The 24,605-nt window shown below is 62.0% G+C and carries 16 protein-coding genes and 3 tRNA genes; 10 read left to right on the top strand and 9 right to left on the bottom strand.

Going from position 1 to position 24,605, the window contains the following annotated elements; genetic code table 11:
- Positions 1–40: 40 nt before the first annotated feature.
- From JOE60_RS11060 to bcp, 5 genes are all read right to left on the bottom strand, one after another.
- A complete protein-coding gene (locus tag JOE60_RS11060) occupies positions 41–3,265 on the bottom strand; it encodes an efflux RND transporter permease subunit (RefSeq protein WP_167262868.1) in 3,225 nt (1,074 codons plus the stop codon).
- Between the two features lie 67 nt (positions 3,266–3,332).
- Complete coding sequence (locus JOE60_RS11055; RefSeq protein ID WP_167262866.1) at positions 3,333–4,838, bottom strand: malate:quinone oxidoreductase; 1,506 nt, start codon at positions 4,836–4,838, stop codon at positions 3,333–3,335.
- A 79-nt stretch (positions 4,839–4,917) separates the two neighbouring features.
- Complete coding sequence (locus tag JOE60_RS11050; RefSeq protein ID WP_336112586.1) at positions 4,918–6,582, bottom strand: ABC transporter substrate-binding protein; 1,665 nt, start codon at positions 6,580–6,582, stop codon at positions 4,918–4,920.
- 128 nt (positions 6,583–6,710) lie between these two features.
- A tRNA-Leu gene (locus JOE60_RS11045) sits at positions 6,711–6,795 on the bottom strand.
- A 106-nt stretch (positions 6,796–6,901) separates the two neighbouring features.
- Positions 6,902–7,375: a thioredoxin-dependent thiol peroxidase gene (bcp, locus tag JOE60_RS11040; protein WP_167262864.1), complete on the bottom strand. Its 474-nt coding sequence runs from the start codon at positions 7,373–7,375 to the stop codon at positions 6,902–6,904.
- Between the two features lie 85 nt (positions 7,376–7,460).
- Here bcp and JOE60_RS11035 point away from each other — a divergent pair, with 85 nt between their 5' ends.
- Positions 7,461–7,928 carry a MarR family winged helix-turn-helix transcriptional regulator gene (locus JOE60_RS11035; protein ID WP_239528853.1) on the top strand — a complete coding sequence of 156 codons (468 nt, stop codon included), beginning with the start codon at positions 7,461–7,463 and terminating at the stop codon, positions 7,926–7,928.
- 107 nt (positions 7,929–8,035) lie between these two features.
- On the opposite strand, the gene JOE60_RS11030 is transcribed toward JOE60_RS11035, so the two are convergent.
- The 4 genes from JOE60_RS11030 to JOE60_RS11015 all read right to left on the bottom strand — a co-directional run bounded on the left by JOE60_RS11030 (position 8,036) and on the right by JOE60_RS11015 (position 10,606).
- Positions 8,036–8,111, bottom strand: a tRNA-Lys gene (locus tag JOE60_RS11030).
- 183 nt (positions 8,112–8,294) lie between these two features.
- Positions 8,295–8,370 (bottom strand) — tRNA-Lys (locus JOE60_RS11025).
- Positions 8,371–8,472: 102 nt separating this feature from the next.
- Positions 8,473–9,648 (bottom strand): PQQ-dependent sugar dehydrogenase, encoded by a 1,176-nt coding sequence (locus JOE60_RS11020; protein ID WP_167262862.1) that lies wholly within the window; start codon positions 9,646–9,648, stop codon positions 8,473–8,475.
- Between the two features lie 28 nt (positions 9,649–9,676).
- Entirely contained in the window at positions 9,677–10,606 is a 930-nt protein-coding gene (locus tag JOE60_RS11015; protein ID WP_239528852.1) for a sunset domain-containing protein, read from the bottom strand.
- Positions 10,607–10,781: 175 nt separating this feature from the next.
- Here JOE60_RS11015 and JOE60_RS11010 point away from each other — a divergent pair, with 175 nt between their 5' ends.
- The 9 genes from JOE60_RS11010 (at position 10,782) to metG (ending at position 24,545) form a co-directional block, all read left to right on the top strand.
- Positions 10,782–11,714, top strand: a complete 933-nt coding sequence (locus tag JOE60_RS11010) for a LysR family transcriptional regulator (RefSeq protein WP_167262860.1) — start codon at positions 10,782–10,784, stop codon at positions 11,712–11,714.
- A gap of 56 nt (positions 11,715–11,770) precedes the next feature.
- Positions 11,771–13,492 (top strand): dihydroxy-acid dehydratase, encoded by a 1,722-nt coding sequence (gene ilvD, locus JOE60_RS11005; protein ID WP_167262858.1) that lies wholly within the window; start codon positions 11,771–11,773, stop codon positions 13,490–13,492.
- 288 nt (positions 13,493–13,780) lie between these two features.
- On the top strand, positions 13,781–15,682 hold the full coding sequence (locus JOE60_RS11000; protein ID WP_167262856.1) for an acetolactate synthase large subunit: 1,902 nt from the start codon (positions 13,781–13,783) through the stop codon (positions 15,680–15,682).
- A gap of 2 nt (positions 15,683–15,684) precedes the next feature.
- Complete coding sequence (ilvN, locus tag JOE60_RS10995; protein ID WP_021470923.1) at positions 15,685–16,197, top strand: acetolactate synthase small subunit; 513 nt, start codon at positions 15,685–15,687, stop codon at positions 16,195–16,197.
- Positions 16,198–16,277: 80 nt separating this feature from the next.
- On the top strand, positions 16,278–17,303 hold the full coding sequence (gene ilvC / locus JOE60_RS10990; RefSeq protein WP_167262854.1) for a ketol-acid reductoisomerase: 1,026 nt from the start codon (positions 16,278–16,280) through the stop codon (positions 17,301–17,303).
- 279 nt (positions 17,304–17,582) lie between these two features.
- The gene (gene serA, locus JOE60_RS10985; RefSeq protein WP_167262852.1) at positions 17,583–19,178 is read left to right on the top strand and encodes a phosphoglycerate dehydrogenase; all 1,596 of its coding nucleotides are present in this window, start codon (positions 17,583–17,585) and stop codon (positions 19,176–19,178) included.
- A 211-nt stretch (positions 19,179–19,389) separates the two neighbouring features.
- On the top strand, positions 19,390–22,200 hold the full coding sequence (locus JOE60_RS10980; RefSeq protein ID WP_167262850.1) for an FtsX-like permease family protein: 2,811 nt from the start codon (positions 19,390–19,392) through the stop codon (positions 22,198–22,200).
- On the top strand, positions 22,197–22,952 hold the full coding sequence (locus tag JOE60_RS10975) for an ABC transporter ATP-binding protein (RefSeq protein WP_167262848.1): 756 nt from the start codon (positions 22,197–22,199) through the stop codon (positions 22,950–22,952). The genes JOE60_RS10980 and JOE60_RS10975 overlap by 4 nt, the downstream gene beginning before the upstream one ends.
- Before the next feature lie 33 nt (positions 22,953–22,985).
- Positions 22,986–24,545 (top strand): methionine--tRNA ligase, encoded by a 1,560-nt coding sequence (gene metG, locus JOE60_RS10970; protein ID WP_167262846.1) that lies wholly within the window; start codon positions 22,986–22,988, stop codon positions 24,543–24,545.
- The last annotated feature ends 60 nt before the right edge of the window (positions 24,546–24,605 follow it).

Here is a 24,605-nt window from a genome sequence, read left to right as displayed (position 1 = left end):
CGGGATATGTTCCCGGGCCCGTCCTGAAGAGAGAAAGTGCTTATTCTGCGGGGTTGTGTGCTGCCCTGCGGCCTTTGACCCGCGGGATCATGCCCGTGGTCCAGTCCTGGAACTCCTCGGCCGCCCCGCCCGGACCGCCGGCGTTCCCGCTGTCGGTGGGAGGTGAAGGCTTCCGCTGCAGGGCTTTCTGAAGCTCCTTCTTCTCCCGGCGCCCCTCCACCAGCTTGTAGAGCACCGGTACCAGAATCAGCGTCAGCGCCGTGGAGGACACCAGGCCACCGATCACCACGATGGCCAGTGGCTGGGAGATGAAGCCTCCACCACCGGTGAGTCCCAGGGCCATGGGCGTGAGGGCGAAGACTGTGGCCAGTGCAGTCATCAGGATGGGACGTAAACGCTGGCGGGCGCCGTGGGTGATGGCGTCGGCAACGCTCATTCCGGGTTTGCCGTCGCGCGGAGTGCGGTATTGGTTGATCAGGTCAATGAGCACAATGGCGTTGGTGACCACAATTCCCACCAACATCAGCATGCCGATCAGCGAAGGCAGGCCCAGGGGAACCCCGGTCAAGAGCAGGAGCCCGATCGCGCCGGTGGCTGCGAAGGGGACAGAGACCAGCAGAATCAGCGGCTGGATCAGGGATTTGAAAGCGGCCACCATGATGACGTACACGATTGCGATCGCGGCCAGCAGGGCCAGCCCCAGCTGCCGGAACGACTCGGCCTGCTGCGTGGTGGCGCCACCGATGCTGGCGGTGACGCCTGACGGCAGGTCCACGGTGGCCAGCCGTTCCTGTACTGCTGTGCTGACGCTGCCCAGGTTGGAGCCCGACGGCGTCACGGTCACCTTGGCGGTCCGCTGTCCGTTGCTGCTGGTGATGGAGACGGGAGTGTCCACTTGCTCCACGGTGGCGATGCTTTCCAGCGCTACGGGACCACGCGCCGTCGGAAGCTGGAGTGCCCGTACGGCAGCGATGCTGGTGAACCGCGTGCCTTCGCCGATCTGAACCGGGTAGTCGTTGGTGTCGATGCGGACGGTGCCAGCGGGGACGGGACTGACCGTTGAGGCCAGGAAGCCTCCCACCTGCTCTTCGGTCAACCCGGTGGCCACGGCCTTGGCGCGGTCAACACGCACCTGCACCACAGACTGGGTAGCCGAAAGGTTGGTGGACACGTCTGTACTGCCCGGGACACCGGTCATGGCATCAACCATGGCATCACTGGCCGTGCGCAGGTCCGCCGAATTCGCGGCCCGGATGGTGATGTCAACGGTGGACGAGGTACCAAAGCCACCCTGCTGCGAGCCAACGGTGACCTTCCCCGCAGCGCCCTCCAGCTTGGCGCGCACGGTGTCCTGGAGTTTGGCCTGGTTGACTTTCTCGTCAGTGACGATGGTGAAGGTGGAGTTGGAGGAGCCCGTGGAGGTCAGGGCCGCAAAGCCTGTCTGGGCATTGCCGGAGGTCACCTGAACATCCTTGATACCTTCCACGCCCTTGAGCGCGTCCTCGATTTTGGCCGCTTCATCGCTGGTGGCCTGAAGGCTGGTACCTGCCGGCAGGACCTGCCGGACGGTCATGCTGTTCTCGCCGGAACGGCCCAACAAATCAGTGGACAGCAGGGGTGAAACAGCAAGGGTTCCCACAAGGATCAGGGCTGCAGCGGCCAGGGTGATGGCCGGGTGCTTTTGCGTCTTCTCCAGGATGGGAAGGTATCCGCGCTGGAGGCGGCTCCGTTGCTCTGCTTCCCGTGCTTTCTCTGCTGCTTCCCTGGTCGCCCCGGAGTCCCCGGTGGCGTTGGCCGGAGAGGACAGGAACCAGTAGGCCAGTACGGGAACGATCGTCAGGGAAACCAGCAAGGAGGACAGCAGCGCAATGGTCACCGTCAGGGCGAAGGGCCTGAACAACTCCCCGGCCAGATCCCCCACAAAAGCGATGGGCAGGAAGACCGCAACAGTGGTGAGCGTCGAGGCGGTGATCGCCCCAGCCACCTCACGGATGGACGTCAGGATGGCGGTCAGTTTGTCTTCGCCGTAGCTGAGGTGCCGCTTGATGTTCTCGATCACCACGATCGAGTCGTCAACCACACGCCCGATCGCGATGGTCAGGGCGCCAAGGGTCAGGATGTTCAACGAGTACCCGGTGGCGGAGATTCCGATGAACGTGATCAGCAGGGACAACGGAATGGAGACAGCCGTCACCAGTGTGGAGCGCACCGACATCAGGAACACCAGGATCACGGCTACCGCGAAACCGAGTCCCAAAAGGCCTTCGGTGGTCAGGTCCTTGATGGACTTCTCGATGAAGGGGGCTTGGTCGAAGACAGGAGTGAAGGTGGCGTTGTTGCCCAGTTCATCCTGCATGGGGGCGATGGCATCCCGCACGGCGTGTGAGATCGCCACGGTGTCGCCTTCGGGCTTTTTTGTCACGGACAAAGCCAGGGTCGGTTTTCCATTGGTGCGGGTAATGGACGTGGCAGCATCGTCCTGGATGCTGACCTCTGCCACGGCTCCGATGGTCGCCGCGTTCTTGGCGCCCGCCAGGGGCAGGCCCTTGATCACATCCAAGGAGTCAACAGGGCTGCCCAGCTGCAAAGACAACGTTTTGCCCTGGTCCTCGATGGTGCCTACGGGAACCAGTGTGCCGTTGTTCTTCAGCGCGTTGCTGATGGACTGGACCGACGTCCCCGTGGAGGCCAGGTCTGCCGGGCGGGGCTGGATGAGGATGTGTTGGCTGGCGCCACCGGTCACCTCTGCGCCCCTGACCCCGTCTATTTTCTGCAGGCGGGGGACGCTGAGCCTCAAGAGATCTGCGTTCAATTCGCTCAAAGGCATGTCTGAGGAGACTGCCAGGAAGACGATCGGGAAGTCGCTGATGTTTCCCGCAATGGACTGCGGCTCCACGTTGGCGGGCAGAACACGCTTGGCGTTGGAGATGGCGCGGTCAATTTGGTTCCGCGCCCGATCCAGGTTGGAGCCGTAGGTGAAGACCATGGTGATCTGGGAGACGCCGTTGCGCGAGGTGGACGTCGTTGACTCCAAGCCCTCCACACTGTTCAGCGCTGTTTCCAAGGGCTGGCTGAGCTGCTTGTCCACCACTTCCGGCGAGGCGCCGGGCATGGAAGTCACCACGGTGATCTGGGGGAACTCGATCGACGGGATGAGCTCCTGCTTCAGTGATCCCATGGTGATCACGCCGAACACCGCCGCAAAGACGGTGATCAACGCGATCAGTGCCCGGTTTCCCAGGGATAGCTTGGCCAGGCGGAACATTGCATTGACTCCTGAGGTCTACGGAACGATTCGTCTGACGGGAACCGGCCGCAGCCCCGGGATAGAGCTAGCTATGGAGCGCGCTGGCTGCTTCCAACTGCAGTGAACGTGCCGTGCTGTCCTGCAGCTCGGCGGCAAGCTCGGGGTTCTCGTTGAGCTTCACGCCGTAGCCCGGCATCATGTCCTTCAACGCGGGCTGCCAGCTCTTGAAGTTCTTGGGGAAGGATTTCTGCAGCAGCTCGATCATGATGGGAACTGCCGTGGAAGCGCCGGGCGAAGCGCCAAGCAGTGCTCCCACCGAGCCATCGCGGGAAGCAATGACCTCAGTGCCGAACTGGAGCACCCCGCCCTTTTGCGGGTGCTTCTTGATGATCTGCACGCGCTGTCCCGCAGTGATGAGTTCCCAGTTATCGCCGGCGGCCTCAGGGTAGTACTCCCGGAGGGCCTCAACCTTGGAATCGTGCCTCTTGGCGACTTCCTTGATGAGGTAGGCGGTGAGGTCCATGTTGTCTTTTGCCACGGCCAGCATGGGAATGATGTTTCCGGGGCGGATGGACAACGGAAGGTCCAGGTAGCTGGAGGTCTTCAAGAAGTTGGTGGAGAAACCGGCATAAGGGCCGAACAGCAGCGATCGCTTGCCGTCCACAAAGCGGGTATCCAGGTGTGGGACAGACATGGGAGGAGCTCCCACGGAGGCCTGGCCGTACACCTTGGCGCTGTGCTGGGAGGTGATGGCGTCGTCCGTGCAACGGAAGAACTGTCCGGAAACCGGGAAACCGCCGTAGCCCTTGCTTTCCGGGATTCCGGAAGCCTGGAGCAGGTGCAAGGCTCCGCCGCCGGCACCAACAAAGACGAACTTGGCATGGATCCGGCCACGTTCACCGGAAGCAGGGTGCTTGAGGGACAGGTCCCAACCGCCGCCGGAAGCGCGGCTGATGTTGGTGACGTCGTGTCCGTAGTTGACCTCGGCGCCGCTGTTCTGCAGGTAGCCGGTGAGTTCACGGGTCAGGGCGCCGAAGTCGACGTCGGTTCCCTCGGCTGCGCGGGTGGCAGCAACACGTTGCTTGGGATCGCGGCCGTTGATGATCAGGGGAGCCCATTTGGCGATCTGCGCCTGGTCCTCGGAGTACTCCATGCTGCGGAACAATGTGTTGGGCTTCAGCGCCTCGTAGCGCGTCTTCAGGAAGTTCGCGTGATCGTCACCGATCACGAAGCTCATGTGGGGAACAGTGTTGATGAAGCCCTTGGGGGAGCCGATGACCTTGGTGTCAACAAGGTGGGACCAGAACTGCCGCGACAGTTGGAACTGCTCGTTGATGTGGAGGGCCTTGGACGGATCCACGGAGCCATCCTTGGCTGCGGGGGAGTAGTTAAGCTCACACAGGGCAGCATGTCCGGTGCCCGCGTTGTTCCACGGGTCCGAGCTCTCAAGCCCCGCCTCGTCGAGGCGTTCGAACATGGAGATGGTCCAGGAGGGTTCGAGTTGCTTGATGAACGCACCCAGGGTGGCACTCATGATTCCGCCGCCAATAAGGACGACGTCGGCATGTTGAGTCTTGGAAATGAAGGTCACAATCAATCTCCGTAAGCGGCGGCACTGGCTGCTACAGAATATCCCCGTGGGCCCTAAATACTGAAATTACGGGCGATCGTCAAGGCTTTAGGCGGACGTTCGTGAAAACTTCGTTCAGCACCGGCGAGGCCGGGTATTTTTCCACCTTGTCGGACAGTGCCAGCGCGGAGATCGGGAACGCGATGGGGACGGCCGGGACGGTGGCCGCGATGTCTGCATTGATGGACTGGTAGAGAGCGTTGCGGTCATCGCCGTCAGGCATGGCCCGCGCCCGCTCGATCTTGTGGAAGACGTCCGAGTCCGAATACCCGAACTCCGCGCGGGCCTCGCCGAACAGTGGGCCCAGGAAGTTGTCGGCATCGGCATAGGAGCCGTTCCACCCCAGCAGGTGCAGCCCCCGGTCACCCGGGGACTGGACTTTCTGAAGGTACCCCTGCTCCCAATCAATCGGGACAGGTTTGATGTTGAACCCCACCGCCACCAGTTGGCGACTGATTTCTGCGTAGATCTTCTCCGGGGTAGGCATATAAGCACGCGTCGCGTTCAGCGGGTAGTAGAACTTGATTTCCTCGCCCTTGTAGCCTGCCTTCGCCAGGAGTTCCTTGGCTTTTTCGGGGTTGAAACCCAGGGACGGTGCGTTGTTGTTGAATCCACTGAGCTTGGGCGGCACGAACTGCGAGGCCTGGGCGGTGTTGTCGATGAAGAACTTGCGGATGAGGGATTCTTTGTCCACCGCCATTTCGATCGCCTGCCGAACCTCGGGTTTGTCCAAGGGTGCGACCGCCTGGTTGATCCCCAGGTACATCACGGAGAACGGATCGCGCTGAATGATCTGTACACCCTTCTTAACCAGTTGGTCGAAGGTTCCCGAGGTCACGAGGTCGTAAGCGTCAATTTTTCCGTCAAGCAACGCCTGCTGGCGGGTTTCGGCCCGGTCGTAGGGGATGAAGTTGACCACCGCGATCTGTCCGCGGCTGCCCCAGTAGTTTTTGTAGCTTGTCAGGCTTACCTTCTTGTCATCCCAGGTACCGAACTCATACGGACCCGTTCCCACGGGATGGCCCGAGTAGGCGGAAACAGCATCGCCGTTTCGGGTCTGGTCCAGGATGTTCGCCTTGCCGGCTTCCAGCGCCGCCGGCGAGGAGATGGCGAAGGAGGGAAGGGTCAACGCTTTGAGGAATCCCGTGAAGGGCCGGGTCAGGTTGATCTGGACATCGCTGTCTGAAACTACCTTGCAGTCCTTGAAGATCGAGAACACGGGCGAATCGGAGTAGGCCTTGAACACGCTCTCGAAAGAGATTCCGGGTGCTTTCTTGCGCAGCTCGGCGGGAAAGGTAAACCAGCGATCAAAATTTGCGCAGACGGCGGCGGCGTTCAGCGCGGTTCCGTCATGGAAAGTGACCTGTGACCGGAGCGTGAAGTCGTAGGTGAGTCCGTTGTTGCTGTCTTTCCACTCGGTGGCCAGCAGGGGAGTGGTCTGCCCTGTTTCGCCATCCACGCCTACCAGGCCCTCAAGCACCTGACGGGTGATCCGGTAGGACTCCGAGTCCGAGGTCAGTGCAGGGTCCAGGCCAGGCGGCATGGTTGAGGTGCCGAAGTTGAACGTGGCTGTGGGTTCAACCGGCGTTTCGTTGCCCGAGGAGGACGGTGCGGGTCCCGGTGAACCAGTGCAGGCCGCCAAGCTCAAAGCCACCATCAGGGCTCCCGCCCGGGTGCTTACGCGCCGCCACTTGCTGCTTGCCACTCTTGTCCCCTCAAACCGGTTGGAAGTACCGCGGCCGGCATCCGCCGGGCCGCAACCCAGTCTAAATGAAACGCCCCCGGAAGATTCCGGGGGCGTGGATGCGAGCAGCAGCAACGCTGTTCATCCATTGGTGCGCAAGGGGGGACTTGAACCCCCACGCCCGAAGGCACAGGAACCTAAATCCTGCGTGTCTGCCAATTTCACCACTCGCGCGCTCGGTAGTTGCCTGCCTCGCGGTGGCAACTACCGGCATTCAGTGTACCCGCTGCTCAGTTCTCCATCAGACGTGCCCGGTAAATCTCCAGGGGGGTGCTTGCGGCTATTGGTCCAGCTTGAGGTCGCGCCGAAGCTTGGCAACGTGGCCTGTTGCGCGGACGTTGTATTGGGCCAACTCCACTTTGCCGTCCTTGTCCACCACAACTGTGGAACGGATGAGGCCCATGTAGGTACGGCCGTAGTTCTTCTTCTCACCCCACGCTGCGTAGGCATCGGCGACGGCGTGGTCTGCATCGGAGAGCAGGGGGAAGTTCAACTGCTCCTTCTCCGCGAAGGTGGCCAGGTCCTCCACCGTGTCAGGGGAGATTCCCAGGATCCCGTAGCCCGCCGCCTGCAGGGAGGCCAACGAGTCCCTGAAATCACAGGCTTCCTTGGTGCACCCGGGAGTGGACGCAGCCGGGTAGAAATACACAATCGTTTTGGTGCCCTTGAAATCGGACAACCCAATCTTTTTTCCCGTTGAGTCCTGGAGCGTAAAGTCCGGCGCGACATCGCCGGGAGTAAGTCGTTCGGCCACAATAGCCTCCTTGCTGGGGGTCAGGATTGTCCACTTTAGTGGGGATAAGACGCGGCCGGGGGCCCGGCACGCATATACTATCGGCATGCCGGATATGGAGACATGGCCCACGACCCGACTTCTGTCGACCGCTGCGCGCCTGGTGGAAATCTCGTGGAACGAGAAATTGAAGTCTATTGGCCTTACCCACGCGGGCGTCATTGCCATGCAGGTGCTCGAGGCCAAAGGCGCGATCACCCAGGCCGCGCTAGCCGAGGTTGCGCGGGTCAAAGCCCAGACCATGGGAACCACCCTGGCGAGGCTTGAACTGCATGGACACGTCACCCGGCATCGCAGCGACTCGGACCGCAGGAGTCATGTAGTGACCCTGACCGAGGCCGGCACCGCCGCCCTGGCAGAGGCGGTCAAGCTGGAGCAGGATGTGCTCTCGCCCGTGGAAGTGGACACCGTGAGGTTGCGGGACGAGTTGACCACCGTGGTCCGTGGTTTGGCCGGCATCCCTGCGCCCGGACCCTCAGCCCAGGCTACCGAAGCGGACGCGCCACAGAGTTGATGTCCTCCCGCGGACGGTGATCACGTTCAGTGATGACCGCCCGGGGGGTCTGTTCGTAGAAACATAAAAAGGCTCCGGATCGTATTAACGATCCGGAGCCTATTTATTGGTGCACCCCCCGGGACTTGAACCCGGAACCCATTGATTAAGAGTCAATTGCTCTGCCAATTGAGCTAGAGGTGCAGCTGTTGTTGGTGACCTTCATGGAAAGCTATTTCCTTGGCGATCTCCGCAACGACAAATAACTATACACTACTTTTTCCGTGGTGAAGACCTGATATGCGCAGTGACGCAATGCCGGTAATAGCTCCATGCGTATTAAACGAAAAGCTCCAAAGCAAATACATGCTTTGGAGCTTTTCATTGTGGTGCACCCCCCGGGACTTGAACCCGGAACCCATTGATTAAGAGTCAATTGCTCTGCCAATTGAGCTAGAGGTGCATCTGTTGTTGATGATCCCGGTGGAAGTTATTTCCCCCGCGATCTCCGCAACGACAAGTAACTCTACACGACTTTATGCCAGACGTGAAATCGGCCCGTTGTTCATCCGGCGCCCCTGCTTGGAGCCCGCAGAATCAGCACAAAGTCAGGGTTTTTGTTGTTGGTCAGGACCCAGAGACTCCCATCCGGGGCCCGTGCCACATCCCTGAGGCGCCCAAACTGTCCTGTGAGATAGGCAACAGGTGTTCCCGCTGGATCTTTGGCGTCACGATCACCCAAGGGGGTGGCCCATAGCCGTTGTCCCCTGAGGGCGCCGGTGTAGGCCACGCCGTCAATTATCTCCAGGCCGCTGGGGGAAGCCTCCGCGGTGGCAGGCCACACCACCTCTGCGTCCGTGAAGCCTTCCTTTCCCGGGGCGCCGGTGACCAGCGGCCAGCCGTAATTGCCTCCAGCTGTTATCAGGTTCAGCTCGTCGTCCACATCAGGACCGAACTCGCTGGCCCACAAGCGTCCGCCCTCATCCCACGCCAGGCCCTGGACATTCCGGTGACCGTAGCTGAAAACGGGGTTGGCGGTGCCGAAGGGGTTCCCTGGGGCTGGCTTACCGTCCGGGGTGATCCTGAGTATCTTGCCTCCCAGGGCATTCTTGTCCTGGGGCTGTTCCCTCTTCTGGGCATCACCGGTGCCCACATACAGGAAGCCGTCCGGTCCGAACCGGATCCGGCCTCCGTTATGGGTTGACGCCTTGGGTATTCCGCTGAAAACGACCTCCGGGCTGCCCAGGGTAAGTTCCCCACCCTGTTCTTCAACCACCTTCATCCGGGCGATGCGGTTGTCGTCCCGGGTGGTGAAGTAAGCGTAAAGCCATGGGTCGGAGGCGACGTCCGGAGACAATGCCAGGCCCAGCAGCCCGCCTTCACCGTTGGGCTCGACGCCGGCCACCCTGCCAAGGCTGGTGGAACGACCATCCCTAATGAGCTTGACCTCGCCTGAATTGCGTTCCGAAACCAGGGCTGAGCCATCGGGCCTAAACACCAGCGACCACGGAATGGTCAGTCCGACGTCGAGCCTTCCGATGACCTCCACAGTTGCTGCGACCGCAACGCCGGCGGAGGGCGACTGGCCGGGGTTGGTTGTCCCGGCCGGGTTGCCGATTCCTCCACTGCCCCCAGTGCAGGCAGTAAGCACCAAGGCCCAGGCGGCGGACTGGCCGAGGACGAGGGAACGCAGCCAGCAGCCCGGGCGTTTGCGCGGCCCTCGGTGGTCCGATTCCTTCATCAGCAGCCCCGTCCCTCTAATAGCCCCGTCAGTGGCGGCTGCGCCGTGGTGGTCGGAACCCAGCAGCCTCGGCATGGGCAGCCGACTCAAACCATACGTCGGCCTCGGCGTCGTCGTACCCGGCAGTGCCTTCATCGTGGAAGGTCATTGTGGAGGATGTGGCCTTCACCGGATAGTCGCCGTGGGCTGCGCTGGAGGAACCTGTCCCATAAGGGTGATCGGCTGCAAGATGCCCGGAAGGCGATGCCGGGCTTTCTTCCTCGGCTGCTGCGCTCTCAGCGCCGGGCAGGGTGGGGGAGTGCGGTGCCGTGTACTCGGAATGGTGGACGGGCGCTCCGGACGCGTCGGTCCAGGAAGCCTCCCAGGCGGCCTTGTCAGCTGCGGCAGCTGCATCACCGTGGGTTGCGTCCTCTACGGCCGGCTCGTGTTCCTCTGCGCTATCCTGTGCGCTGAGCACTGCGGCGTCCTCGTGCAGGGCGGGCTGGGCTACCACCGGTTCCTCGCCCAGCGGCTGGTCCGCAATGGAGGTATCGACGGTGGGCTCTGCAAGGACAGGCTCTTCAATGGCGGGCTCAACGACGACGGGCTCAACGACTGCGGGTTCAACGACTGCGGGTTCGGTGGCGGCAAGTTCAACAACCTCAGGCTCAACGACGGCGGGTTCGGCGGCAGCAGGCTCGACAACCTCAGGCTCAACAACCTCAGGCTCGGAAGCTTTGGGTTCCTCCCGTACCGGCCCGCTGCCCTCGGCTGCGGTGGTGCCGAGGTTGGTCACACCGGCGATCCCGGCCACGCCGGCGGCCGCGGCAGCGGTATCCGGGATGGCGCCACGTTCTGCGGGTGCGGTAGCAGCCGGCGGGGCTGCCAGCGTGCTGTCCTTGCTTTTATTGCGGTTCATCAGCCACCAAATAATTGCGACGACCACAACAATGACAATGACCCAAATGATCCAGTCCATGGGAATGCCCTTCTGTTTACGGGGTCCAGCTCGTACTGTTCCCGACGTTACGTGCCCACATATGGGCTGTCCAGCGTTTCACCTGCTGGTCCTGCATATTAGTCAGCGGGCTTAGTAAAAGGCGGCAATGGGGAACTGCCAAGGGATATTACTGTCCGTCCCCTAGTCTGGCTCCATGGACTTCAAAAGGCTGCAGATTCTCCGCGAGCTTGCTGACCGGCAAAGCGTCGGAGCAACCGCTGAGGCCATGAATGTCACTCCGTCTGCCGTGTCCCAGCAACTGAAGACGTTGCAGGAAGAAATTGGCGTGGTCTTGATGGAGAAGGTGGGACGGGGCGTCCAACTGACCGAAGCCGGCCAGGCCATGGCAGCAGCTGCCGCGGATATTGCTGCTGCCATGGCGCGTGCGGAATCCACGATGGAAACCTACCGGAGTGGGTGGCAGGCCAAGGTCAGCGTGGCGTTCTTCCCCAGCGCTGCCGAAATGCTGTTGCCAGGGCTGCTCCACCGGGTCTTGTCCCAGGAAGGCCTCACCCTGGATGCCCACTTTGAAGATCCGGGCACGGCCCACTTTGCTCCGTTGGTGGCTGACTACGATCTTGTCCTGGCGCACAGTGTTGATGGGCCTGAGGTGTTTGCCAGGCCTGGGCTGACGGTGGTGCCACTGCTCGAGGAAGCCCTGGATGTTGCCATGCCCGCCGGTCACCCGTTGGCTGCGATGACCAGCCTGCGTCCCGGTGACGTGATCGACTATCCATGGATTGGAGTGCCGGAGGGTTTTCCTTTCGACACCGTGCTGCGGCAGGTTGAGCTCCGGGCGGGGCGCAAGGCCCGCAGGGGACAGCGTTACCCGGATCTGAGAGTGCTGGAGGCCTTGGTGGGGGCCGGTCATGGAATCTGCTTGCTTCCCCGCTACACGGCGCGGGCCAGTGCCCGGCGGGGACTGGTTCTCCGGCCCCTGACCGGCGTCAAGGCCAGCCGGAGCATTGTGGCCCTGGCCAGGCAGGACGTTGCTGCCCGGGCAACCATCAGCGGGGTTCTGGCAATGCTCAGGGATGAAGCTGCCGCTATTGCCTTGGAGCTTGATGGTTCAGGACCGGAAGGCTGAATCGAGGCAGGCTCCGCTGCTGTGCTGTCGCGCCTGGTACACATAGACTGTGCCTCATGAGTGACACCACCCACACAGCCCCAGACGCCAAGCCGGACATCAAGCCACGCAGCCGGGCTGTGACTGACGGTATCCACGCGGCACCTGCCAGGGGCATGTTCCGCGCCGTGGGCATGGGTGACGATGACTTCGCGAAGCCGCAAATCGGCGTCGCCAGTTCCTGGAACGAAATAACTCCCTGCAACCTTTCCTTGAACCGCTTGGCCCAGGGGGCCAAAGAGGGCGTTCACGCGGGCGGCGGCTTCCCCATGCAGTTCGGGACCATTTCCGTGTCGGACGGTATCTCCATGGGGCATGAGGGCATGCACTTTTCCCTGGTGTCGCGTGAGGTCATCGCAGACTCGGTGGAGACCGTCATGCAGGCTGAACGAATCGATGGCTCTGTGCTGCTTGCCGGTTGTGACAAGTCGCTTCCGGGCATGCTGATGGCGGCAGCCCGCCTGGATCTTGCGTCCGTGTTCCTCTACGCCGGCTCCATCATGCCGGGGTGGGTGAAACTGGAGGATGGCTCCGAAAAGGAAGTCACCCTCATTGATGCGTTCGAAGCCGTAGGCGCCTGCGCCGCCGGCAAAATGAGCATGGAAGACCTTACCCGGATCGAGAAAGCCATCTGCCCGGGCGAAGGTGCCTGCGGCGGCATGTACACGGCCAACACCATGGCCTGCATCGGTGAGGCGCTGGGAATGTCGCTTCCCGGCTCGGCGGCGCCGCCGTCGGCAGACCGCCGTCGTGATGATTTCGCACGGAAGTCCGGCGAGGCAGTGGTCAACCTTTTGCGGCTCGGCATCACCGCCCGCGACATTATGACCAAAGAGGCGTTCGAAAACGCCATTGCCGTCACCATGGCCTTTGGTGGTTCCACCAACGCCGTCCTGCACTTGCTGGCCATCGCCAGGGAGGCAGAGGTGGAATTGACTCTGGCTGACTTCAACCGTGTGGGCGACAAGATCCCGCACCTGGGGGACCTGAAGCCTTTTGGCCGTTATGTCATGACGGATGTGGACAAGATCGGCGGCGTGCCGGTGATCATGAAGGCACTGCTCGACGCCGGACTCCTGCACGGTGACTGCCTCACGGTTACGGGCAAGACACTGGCCGAAAACCTGGCCTCCATCAACCCGCCGGACCTGGACGGCAAGATCCTGCGGGCTTTGGACAACCCCATCCACAAGACCGGCGGCATCACCATCCTGCACGGGTCCATGGCTCCGGAGGGCGCCGTGGTGAAGAGCGCCGGCTTTGATGCGGACGTTTTTGAGGGCACTGCCCGCGTCTTCGAACGTGAGCAGGGCGCCTTGAACGCACTGGACAAGGGCGAAATCCACAAGGGCGACGTTGTGGTCATCAGGTACGAAGGGCCCAAGGGCGGCCCGGGCATGCGCGAGATGCTGGCCATTACCGGAGCCATCAAGGGAGCCGGTTTGGGCAAGGATGTCCTGCTGCTCACCGATGGCCGTTTCTCCGGCGGGACCACCGGACTGTGCATCGGGCACGTTGCGCCCGAAGCGGTCGACGGCGGTCCCATCGCCTTTGTCAGGGACGGCGACCGCATCCGTGTCGACATCGCGGCCCGATCTTTCGACCTCCTGGTGGATGAGGCGGAGTTGGAGTCCCGCAAGGAGGGTTGGCAGCCCCTGCCGGCCAAGTTCACCAAGGGCGTCCTTGCCAAGTACGCCAAGCTGGTCCACAGCGCCTCAACCGGGGCTTATTGCGGATAGCCGGGGTGCTGGACCCTGCCGGGTGAACGCCCCGGCAGAGTCCGGCCCGTGGACACCGCTGTCCAAATAGTGAGATACGATAGTGGTCAATTGACACGTATCTCCCTGAGAGGGAACACTGAACGCATGATCACATTCGTTACCGTCGGCGTCGTCGTCCTTACCAAGCGCGTGGCTTAGCCCGACTGGTAACGAACCGTCACGCGCAAACCCCTCCAAGAGCCGCAAGGCTGAGGGGTTTTTTTATTCCCAAGACCCACCAATGAAGATCCACTAAGGAAGAGTCCGATGAGCAAAGGATCGCCGATCAGCCCCTCGCTGATGGCTGCAAAGTCCGCTGGAGCCTACAAAGCTCCGGAAAAGGTCGAACGTACGGCTGAGTCCGTCGTCGACGCTGCTGCACCTCTCTCTCCTGTCCTTGGGCCGAACAACGTTGTACCCCCAACGGTGATGACCGGCTCGCAAGCAATTGTCCGATCGCTCGAAGAACTCGGCGTGGATGATATTTTTGGTTTGCCCGGTGGCGCGATCCTGCCCACCTACGACCCCTTGATGGCCTCCAGTATGAACCACATCCTGGTCCGTCACGAACAGGGAGCCGGCCACGCCGCGCAAGGCTACGCCATGGTTACCGGGCGGGTTGGCGTTTGCATCGCCACCTCGGGCCCCGGCGCCACCAACCTCGTTACCGCCATCATGGATGCCCATATGGACTCCGTCCCCATGGTGGCCATCACCGGTCAGGTCTCCAGCGGGGTGATCGGAACCGACGCCTTCCAGGAAGCGGACATTGTGGGCATCACCATGCCCATCACCAAGCACTCGTTCCTGGTGACCGACCCCAACGACATTCCCCATGTCATGGCGGAAGCGTTCCACCTCGCGTCCACCGGCCGTCCCGGTCCCGTCCTGGTCGATATTGCCAAGGACGCCCAAGTGGGACAAATGACGTTCTCCTGGCCGCCGAAAGTCGACCTGCCGGGCTACCGTCCCGTTCTCCGAGGCCATAACAAGCAGGTCCGCGAAGCCGCCAAGCTGATTGCGGCGTCCCGCAAGCCGGTCCTGTATGTGGGTGGTGGCGTGGTCAAAGCACACGCGTCCGCCGAACTCATGGAACTGGCGCTGGCAACCGGCGCTCCGGTGGTCACCACCCTGATGGCCCGCGGTGCCTTCCCGGACTCTCACCCCCAGCACGTGGGCATGCCCGGAATGCACGGTTCCGTTTCTGCGGTGACGGCGCTTCAGCAGGCTGATCTGCTGATTACGCTCGGAGCCCGTTTTGACGACCGCGTGACGGGTGTCCTCAAGACATTCGCACCGTTTGCCAAGGTCATTCACGCTGACATCGACCCCGCTGAAATCTCCAAGAACCGCACGGCCGATGTCCCGATTGTGGGCTCGGTCAAGGAGATCATTCCTGAACTGACGGAAGCCGTCAGGACCCAGTTCGAACAGACCGGCACGCCGGACCTGGATTCCTGGTGGGCCTTCCTGGGCAACCTCCGGGATACCTACCCGCTGGGCTGGACCGAGCCCGAAGACGGACTGACGGCGCCGCAGCGCGTCATCAAGCGGATCGGTGAACTGACAGGTCCGGAAGGTGTGTTCGTAGCCGGTGTTGGACAGCACCAGATGTGGGCTGCCCAGTTCATCAAATATGAGCGCCCGCACGCTTGGCTGAACTCCGGCGGTGCCGGAACCATGGGATACTCGGTTCCTGCCGCCATGGGCGCCAAGGTGGGGGAGCCGGACCGTGTGGTCTGGGCGATCGACGGCGACGGCTGCTTCCAGATGACCAACCAGGAACTGGCTACCTGCGCCATCAACAACATCCCCATCAAGGTGGCCATCATCAACAACTCCTCGCTGGGCATGGTCCGCCAATGGCAGACCCTGTTCTACGACGGCCGCTATTCGAACACCGATCTGAACACGGGCCACGACACCGTCCGCATCCCGGACTTCGTGAAACTCGCTGATGCTTACGGGTGTGCTGCGCTGCGGTGTGAGCGTGATGAGGACATCGATGCCACCATCCAGAAAGCCCTGGAGATCAATGACCGCCCCGTGGTCATCGACTTCGTGGTCAGCCCCAACTCCATGGTGTGGCCGATGGTCCCCGCAGGAGTCAGCAATGACCAGATCCAGGTTGCCCGCAACATGACCCCGGAATGGGAAGAGGAGGACTAGACATGACCCGCCACACACTGTCCGTTCTGGTCGAAGACAAGCCCGGCGTGCTGACCCGGGTGGCCAGCCTTTTTGCCCGCCGTGCCTTCAACATCAATTCACTGGCCGTTGGACCCACCGAGGTTCCCGGCATGTCCCGCATGACGGTTGTCGTCGATGCCGACGGCGACCTGATCGAGCAGGTTACCAAGCAGCTCAACAAATTGGTCAACGTGATCAAAATTGTCGAACTGACCTCCGAATCTTCCGTACAGCGTGACCACATCCTGGTCAAAGTACGTGCGGATGCCGCGACACGTCTGCAGGTTACCCAGGCTGCAGACCTGTTCCGAGCCGCTGTTGTTGACGTGTCCACAGACTCGTTGGTGATTGAGGCAACCGGTACTCCGGAAAAGCTCGCAGCACTCTTGTCAGTGCTGGAGCCGTTCGGCATCCGTGAAATAGTGCAGTCCGGCACCTTGGCCGTTGGACGGGGATCCCGCTCCATGAGTGACAGGGCGCTCCGCTCCGCGTGAGCCTTGCCTGCGTGAGCAGTGCCCACTACCGCAGCACCATCATCAATATCTAAGAAATCCACTCAAGAGGAGTTACGCAAGTGACTGAAATGTTCTACGACGACGACGCAGACCTGTCGATCATCCAGGGCCGCAAAGTAGCCATTGTTGGTTACGGCTCACAGGGCCACGCCCACGCACTGAACCTGCGCGATTCCGGCGTCGAGGTAGTCATTGCGCTTAAGGACGGCTCCAAGTCTGCCGCCAAGGCCCAGGACGCGGGCTTCACGGTCAAGAACGTTGCCGACGCTGCTGAATGGGCAGACGTCATCATGATCCTGGCTCCGGACCAGCACCAGCGCTCGATCTTCAACGACTCCATCAAGGACAAGCTGACCGAGGGTAAGGCACTTGCCTTCGCGCACGGCTTCAACATCCGCTTTGGCTACATTGAAGCTCCCGCCGGCGTTGACGTCATCCTGATCGCTCCGAAGGCTCCGGGCCACACTGTGCGCCGCGAGTTCGAAGCCGGCCGTGGCATCCCGGACATCATTGCTGTTGAGCAGGACGCTTCCGGTGCCGCTTGGGACCTCGCAAAGTCCTACGCCAAGGCAATCGGCGGAACCCGCGCCGGCGTCATCAAGACCACCTTCACCGAAGAGACCGAAACCGACCTCTTCGGCGAGCAGTCCGTTCTTTGTGGTGGCGTTTCACAGCTCGTCCAGTACGGCTTTGAAACCCTGACCGAAGCCGGCTACCAGCCCCAGATCGCCTACTTCGAGGTCCTCCACGAGCTCAAGCTCATTGTGGACCTCATGTGGGAAGGTGGCATCGCCAAGCAGCGCTGGAGCGTCTCTGATACCGCTGAATACGGCGACTACGTTTCCGGCCCCCGCGTCATCACCCCCGAGGTGAAGGAAAACATGAAGGCCGTCCTGGCGGACATCCAGAGTGGTGCCTTCGCCAAGCGCTTCATCGATGACCAGGACAACGGCGGCGCAGAATTCAAGGAACTCCGTGCCAAGGCCGAGCAGCACCCCATCGAGGAAGTCGGACGCGAACTGCGTTCACTCTTCTCCTGGCAGCAGCAGGACGCCGACTACGTCGAAGGTTCCGCAGCCCGCTGATAGCCCCCGTGGCTTGAGAACTGCAGCAGACGCCCGTCCGGCCTACACAGCCGGGCGGGCGTCCGGCGTTGTACCCCTGTTTCTCCAGCAAATGTGCAGGACCCACGCTGGTGTGAACTTCTTCACATCGATTCCACAGCGGCCGTAACATCGACCTTCGGCTCAGGTATTGGGGCCCGGATTCGATATTCTGGGCTGGTCCCGACGCCGCGTCCGGGTCCCCGCATCCGCTCCTTGTCCAGTTATGTCCCAAAGTTGTCCAACGTAAGGTGCCTCCCCGTGTCAGCCAGCAAACCCGTTGTCCTCCTCGCTGAGGAACTTTCGCCCGCCACCGTAGAGGCGCTCGGCCCGGACTTCGAAATCCGCCAGACCGACGGCGCCGACCGCGCGCAGTTGCTGTCCGCAATCGCTGACGTGGACGCCATCCTGGTCCGTTCGGCAACCCAGGTGGACGCAGAAGCGATCGCTGCCGCGAAGAACCTGAAGATCATTGCGCGCGCAGGCGTTGGACTGGACAACGTGGACATCAAGTCCGCGACCCAGGCCGGCGTCATGGTGGTGAACGCACCTACCTCCAACATCGTCTCCGCTGCCGAGCTGACGGTGGGCCACATCCTGAGCCTGGCCCGTCACATTCCCCAGGCCAGTTCTGCCCTCAAAAACGGTGAGTGGAAGCGTTCGAAGTACACAGGCATTGAGCTTTTCGAGAAGAAGATCGGCATCATCGGCCTCGGCCGTATCGGCGCCCTCGTGGCGGCACGCCTGCAGGGCTTCGAAACCGAGATCCTTGCCTACGACCCCTACATCACCTCGGCCCGGGCTGCCCAGTTGGGCGTCAAGCTGGTAACGCTCGATGAGCTTTTGGAGAATGCGGACTTCATCACCATCCACATGCCCAAGACGCCGGAGACGGTTGGCATGCTGGGCGCTGACGCCTTCCGCAAGATGAAGGAGTCCGCTTACGTCATCAACGTGGCCCGCGGCGGCCTGGTGGACGAGGAAGCGCTATACACCGCTCTGAAGGAGGGCCAGATTGCCGGTGCAGGCGTTGACGTGTTCGTCAAGGAGCCCAGCACCGACCTTCCCTTCTTTGCCCTCGACAACGTAGTGGTGACCCCGCACCTTGGAGCCTCAACCGATGAAGCCCAGGAGAAGGCCGGTGTTTCGGTAGCCAAGTCTGTCCGCCTGGCCCTTGCCGGGGAACTGGTTCCTGACGCCGTCAACGTGGCCGGTGGCGTCATTGCCCAGGATGTCCGGCCCGGAATCCCGCTGATCGAGAAACTGGGCCGGATTTTCACCGCTCTGACCCACGCTTCCCTGACCCAGATCGATGTTGAAGTGGCCGGCGAAATTGCGGCACTGGATGTCAAGGTCCTGGAGCTTGCCGCACTGAAGGGTGTCTTCGCCGACGTCGTGACGGAACAGGTTTCCTACGTCAACGCGCCGGTTATTGCCGAGCAGCGCGGCATCAACACCCGATTGATCACCACCGCCGATGCTGAGGACTACCGCAACGTCCTGACCATCCGGGGTGCGCTCAGCGACGGCTCGCAGATCTCCGTGGCCGGAACCCTGACCGGTCCCAAGCAGGTGGAAAAACTGGTGGGCGTCAACGGATACGACGTCGAAATCCCCATCAGCGAGCACCTGGTGGTGGTGGCCTACGCTGACCGTCCCGGCGTGATTGGTACTATCGGACACATTTTGGGCATGAACAACATCAACATCGGCGGTATGCAGGTGGCCCGCCAGACCGAAGGCGGGCAGGTACTGGCCCTCCTGACCATTGACAGCTCGGTTCCGCAGCAGGTGCTGGAAGCCATCAAGGCCGGCATCGGTGCTGACATGGTCCGTGAGGTGGACCTGGAGGACTAGCACCGGGATTCTTCGGTTCAGTCAACGTGCCTGCGACACACCCCAAGGCACGCAGTAGTGGCCGGTCTGCTTACAATGGCTGGGTCCGGGATTCGGACCCGGCAGCAGGCCGGCCACAACTTTTTGCACATACAGCCCGGTATTCCCTTGCGTCTGACGCGGATTTCCGGACCATGTGTGCGCGCCCGCAATCAAGGTCTCAGGGAGCCCAATGAACGCCGTCCAAAGGTTCATCAGAAGCCGTGTGCTGCTGCTGACCGCGGCCATTTTGATCGTCGCCATGTGCTTGTCCGTGCTGGTCCAGAGTCAGTCCCAGGCTGCCCTGAACCGGACCGTGGATGAGAACTCCAGGGGACTCTACGACATCCTGGTCCAGGCCAAGCCTGAGCAGTCCCAGGACGGCCAGGGTGGTGCGCTGATCCAGCCCGAAATCGCCAACGGCCAGGGCGGCATCAGCTTTGACCAGTTGGAAAAGATCCGCGCCATGGGACAAACGGCCGTGGCCGCGCCCATCAGCCTGGTGTCCCGGGTCTCGCAGAACCTTGAAGCGCCAAAGCTCAACGCCATGGACTACCTGGGCTACAACTCCGGCCTGGCCGGTGCCATCACGGCCGGTGATCCATCGGCACTGGACGCCGGCAAATGGCCTGCAGCCGAATCCGTGTTGAGTGATACGCCGAAGAAGTACCGGCTGACCGCCTCCGCCACCAGCTCGGATGGCGTCAACCAGCAGACACTCTTCAAGACCAGCGCCGAAGGCACCCTGGGCAAGGGCCGCCTGGTCCAGGAGCAGGCAGCCGGCGGAAGCAACGTACGCATCGCCGGCCCGTCGGGGGAGACCGGCATTAAATTCCCGGCACCGGCACTGGGCTCTGAACACAACCTGTTCAATCTCTCAATAGCGCTTCCCATGGCGCCCGAGGTGACCGAATCCGTCGTCGCCGTTGACCCTGCCGCCGAACGGGCGCTTCTTGGCTCTGCCGGTGACTTCCTGGCACCCCTGGAAAAAGCTCCGCCGGCCGATGCGCGCGACGCAGGGGCCATTGGCCGCCACTTCGAAAGCCTGTTCACCACCGGATTGAGCATGAAACAGCTGGAAGAAGGCCCCGACTTCCTGGGCGTCAAGCTAAAATACTGGGCTCCCTTGATGACCCAGTACCAGCAGGCCAAGCGCGACGGTCTCCTGACCGACGATTCCAAGGCCATCCCGCTGATCGTCCGCACCGGTACGTCCCTTGACCTGCAGTACTCGGTGAAGATCGAGGAACTCGATGACAGCGGGAAGGTTGTCAAGGACGTCGGAACAGTGACGCGTTCGCTGGACAAGGATTACCTTCCGTTCGTTTCCAAGTCGCCTTTCGCACTCGAATGGCCGGGTTCCACCGACCACAGCCAGCTTTTGGGAAGCACTGCCTCCTTCAGCCAAGGCCTCTACAACCCCGCCACGTGGAGCGCGGATTTTGCTGCTGCTCCGCAGTACAAGGACGGTGACCAGGCCGCCAATGGCGCCTCGGACAAGAGTGCGACGCCGGGCGACTGGGTGACGGTCAACCGCCTGCCGGAGAAGTCCTCCCTTGGCGCAGCCGTGGACCAGACCCAGCGCAAACCTGTTGACGAGCGCTCGTATCGCGAGGACCTCGAGACCGGCAAGAAGCCTGCCGCCCCGTTGCCCATGGTGTACGGAACATTCGATCCGTCAGCAGTGCAGTCTGCCGCCGGCGATGTGAACAAGCTGCCGTTGGGTGGCTACGACCCAGCACCGATGACCCTCACCAAAGACGCCAACGGCAAGGACGTTGACCCCCAGGGCCTCAAGCCTTCGTTGAGCGCCACGGGCCTGGTCAGCCAGTCCGCCGGTGCCATCACCGATTACTATGGTCTCGCAGCCGCCCGGGGTTATGACTCCAACGCCAACGTGATTGACGCCGTCCGTGTCCGCGCCAGCGCGCCAGGCAACTGGAAGACCGCCCAGCCGGACGTTGAGAAGTTGGCCACCCAGATCCGGGAGCTTGGACTGGAAGCCACCGTGGTGGCAGGTTCAGCCCGTGAAGACGCGAACATCTTTGTTCCCGGATACAGCAAGGACGACGCCGGCAAGGAGTCTCCGCTGGGCACCGTCCAGCAGTCCTGGGTACGCCAGGATGCGGCTGATGCCGTCTCAGGGTCCCTCACCGGAACAAACATCACGCTGCTCTTCCTCACGCTGCTGGGCGCCACGTTGCTGACCGGTGCCTCCACCGTGAGTTACATCCGGCAGCGCCGTTCCGAGGCCGGCATTCTCCGCGCCATGGGATGGACACAGAAACGTATCCGCTCGTGGGTCTTGGAAGAATTCGCCGTGGGTGCCGCTGCACTGACAGCAGCGGGCGTTATTCTCAGCTTGCTGAGTTGGAACATCGCCACGGTCATCGTCTCGGCCACCATGCTGGTCATTTACTGCGCCGCAGCCTTGTTGGCCGCACAGCAGTTGCGCCACCGTGTGGTGGTTGACCAGGAACCCCAGCACGACGAGCGTTTGGTGACAGTGGATTCGCCGCTGACCTTCGCCAACCGCCAGCTCACCACCAACCGGTTCAACTCCATTTCCCTGGCGATCGCCGTGGGTGTCTTCGGCGCTGCGGTCGGTGCGCTGATCGCACTGCTGATCGATATTCCCCGGGCCGCTGGTGCCAGTGCCTTGAGTGGTTTGGCTGCCGCCAGCATCGCCCTGCCCAGCGTGATCCTGGGTGTGTTCGGTGTGGTGGTGGGATTGCTGCTGACCCTTGTCACCGGACGCTTTGAGCTCCACGCCAAGCGGGAGTACTTGGGGACCCTGCGTGCCATGGGCTGGAACCCGGACATGCTCGGCCAAGTGCGCTTCTTCGAAAACGCCTTGGTAGGTACGGTGGCACTTCCCCTGGGCGTCCTGGGTGCCCTCGGCCTGGGACTTCTCCTGGCCCCCTACGCAGCCTTGTGGGCCGGGCTGGCCGGTTTGCTGGCCGTAATTTGCTGGATTCCGATTGCAACGAAAGTAGTCAAATGACTGACAACCTCAACCCCGAGCTGACGGCCACCCCGGAATCCACGGAAGAGTCGCTGCAGACCCGCGCCAACACCATTGTCAGGGCCGCGGACCATGCCACTCCGTTGGAGCTGAGCCGTGTCACCATCCACTACGGCGGAGACAAGGGCGGAGCCGAAGAGGTGGACGTCGTGGACGACTTCAACCTCACCCTGCACGCGGGGGAGATGCACTGCATCGCCGGCCGAAGCGGCTCCGGCAAGACCAGCATCCTGACCGTCAGCGCCGGCCTGACCCTGCCGACGTCGGGCAAGGTCTTTTGGGAAGGCGTCCCGTTGGACTCCATGGGCGACGACGAGATCGCCGACCGCCGACGCGCCCTGATTGGTTACGTCGATCAAGGCGGTGCCCTGATCGACGGCATGAGCGCCCTGGAAAACGTGCTGCTTCCCGCGGTTCCGGATGGCGAGGTGGAACAGCGCACTGAGATGGCGAAGGACCTCCTTGACCTGGTGGGCCTTGGACGCCGTATGCGGCACCGTCCAGCCCAGCTCTCCGGCGGTGAGCGCCAGCGTGTTGCCATTGCCCGCGCACTCATCCTGGGTACCCGTGTCCTGGTGGTTGACGAGCCCACCGCCAGCCTGGACCGTGCCGCTGCAAATCGCATCATCGGAATCCTGAAGGACACCACCAGCGATGGCATCGCCGTCATGGTGGCTTCCCACGACCACGAGCTGGTGCGCCTCAGCGATACGCTGACCGAACTTAACTAAGCTGTTTCAACCGAATAAAGGTAACTTTTTAGAGTGACGTCTCCAGAGAAATCCCCGTTCTACATCACCACGGCCATCAGCTACCCCAACGGCGTGCCGCACATCGGCCACGCTTATGAGGTCATTGCAACTGATGCCATGGCGCGTTTCAAGCGCCTTGACGGTCACGACGTCTTCTTCATGACCGGGACGGACGAGCACGGACTGAAGATGCAGCAGTCCGCTGAGAAGGAAGGGATCTCCGCCAAAGAGCTCGCGGACCGTAACTCGGCTGCCTTCCAGCAGATGAGCCGTGACCTGGGGATCTCGCACGATCGCTTTATCCGCACCACTGACCAGGACCACCACGCCGCCTCGCAGGCCATTTGGAAGAAGATGGAAGCCAACGGCGACATCTACCTGTCCAAATACGAAGGCTGGTACTCCGTCCGCGATGAGGCGTACTACGTCGAGGACGACACCGTGGTGAAGGAGGACGGGCTCCGTTATTCCAAGGAGACGGACACCTTGGTGACTTGGACAGCGGAGGAAAGCTACTTCTTCAGGCTCTCCAACTACCAGGAGAAGCTGTTGGCCCTGTACGGGGACCAACCTGAGTTCGGTGCCCCGCAGTCCCGCTTCAACGAGGTGATCAGCTTCGTCAAGCGCGGACTGGAAGACCTCTCCATCAGCCGCACCACTTTTGACTGGGGCGTTCCCGTACCCGGGGACAAAAAGCACGTCATGTATGTGTGGGTGGACGCGCTGACCAACTACCTCACCGGCGTGGGGTACCCGGACGTGGAATCGGAATCCTTCAAGAAGTTCTGGCCGGCAGATGTCCATGTGATCGGCAAGGACATTTCGCGCTTCCACGCCATCTACTGGCCGGCTTTCCTCATGAGTGCGGGCCTGGAACTTCCCCGGCGCGTCATGATTCATGGCTTCCTGACCAACAACGGCGTGAAGATGTCCAAGTCGCTGGGCAATGTTGTGGCCCCGCAGGACTTTGTTGCACAGTACGGCCTGGATCAGTGCCGCTACTTCTTCCTCCGGGAAGTCCCTTTCGGCGCAGATGGCAACTACAACCACGAGGCAATCGTGGGACGCATGAACTCGGACCTTGCCAACAACTTCGGTAATTTGGCGCAGCGTTCGCTTTCCATGGTGGCAAAGAACTGTGAGGGACGCGTTCCGGCTCCGGCGGCGTTCACGGACGATGACACGGCCCTGTTGGCCCAGGCCGGAAAATTGTTGGACATCGCCCGCTCTGCCTATGAAAAGCAGGAGTTCAGCCGCGCCCTCGAGGCCATCTGGACCGTGCTGGGTGACACCAACGCCTACTTTGCCGAGCAAGCCCCGTGGGTACTGCGAAAGACCGACGTCGAACGCATGAACACGGTGCTGTACGTCACCCTGGAAGTTGTCCGCATTGTGGCGATCCTTTCACAACCGGTGATGCCGGCGTCGTCCGCGAAGCTCCTTGAGGTTCTTGGACAGCCGGAAGGCGAGGCGAGGCAGTTCTCCGCGATCGCAACGCCGCTCCTGGCCGGTACCCAGCTCCCTGCTCCGGCGCCGGTTTTCCCACGGTACGAAGAGCCGGCCGAAGCGTAGCCGCACACCCGCAAAAAGAGTGCCAACGGAACGCCCTCCCACCCCAGCCCTGGCGGCGCG

This window comes from Paenarthrobacter ilicis (genome assembly GCF_016907545.1).
GTDB lineage: Bacteria > Actinomycetota > Actinomycetes > Actinomycetales > Micrococcaceae > Arthrobacter > Arthrobacter ilicis.
This window is presented reverse-complemented; position numbering and strand designations above follow the sequence as displayed.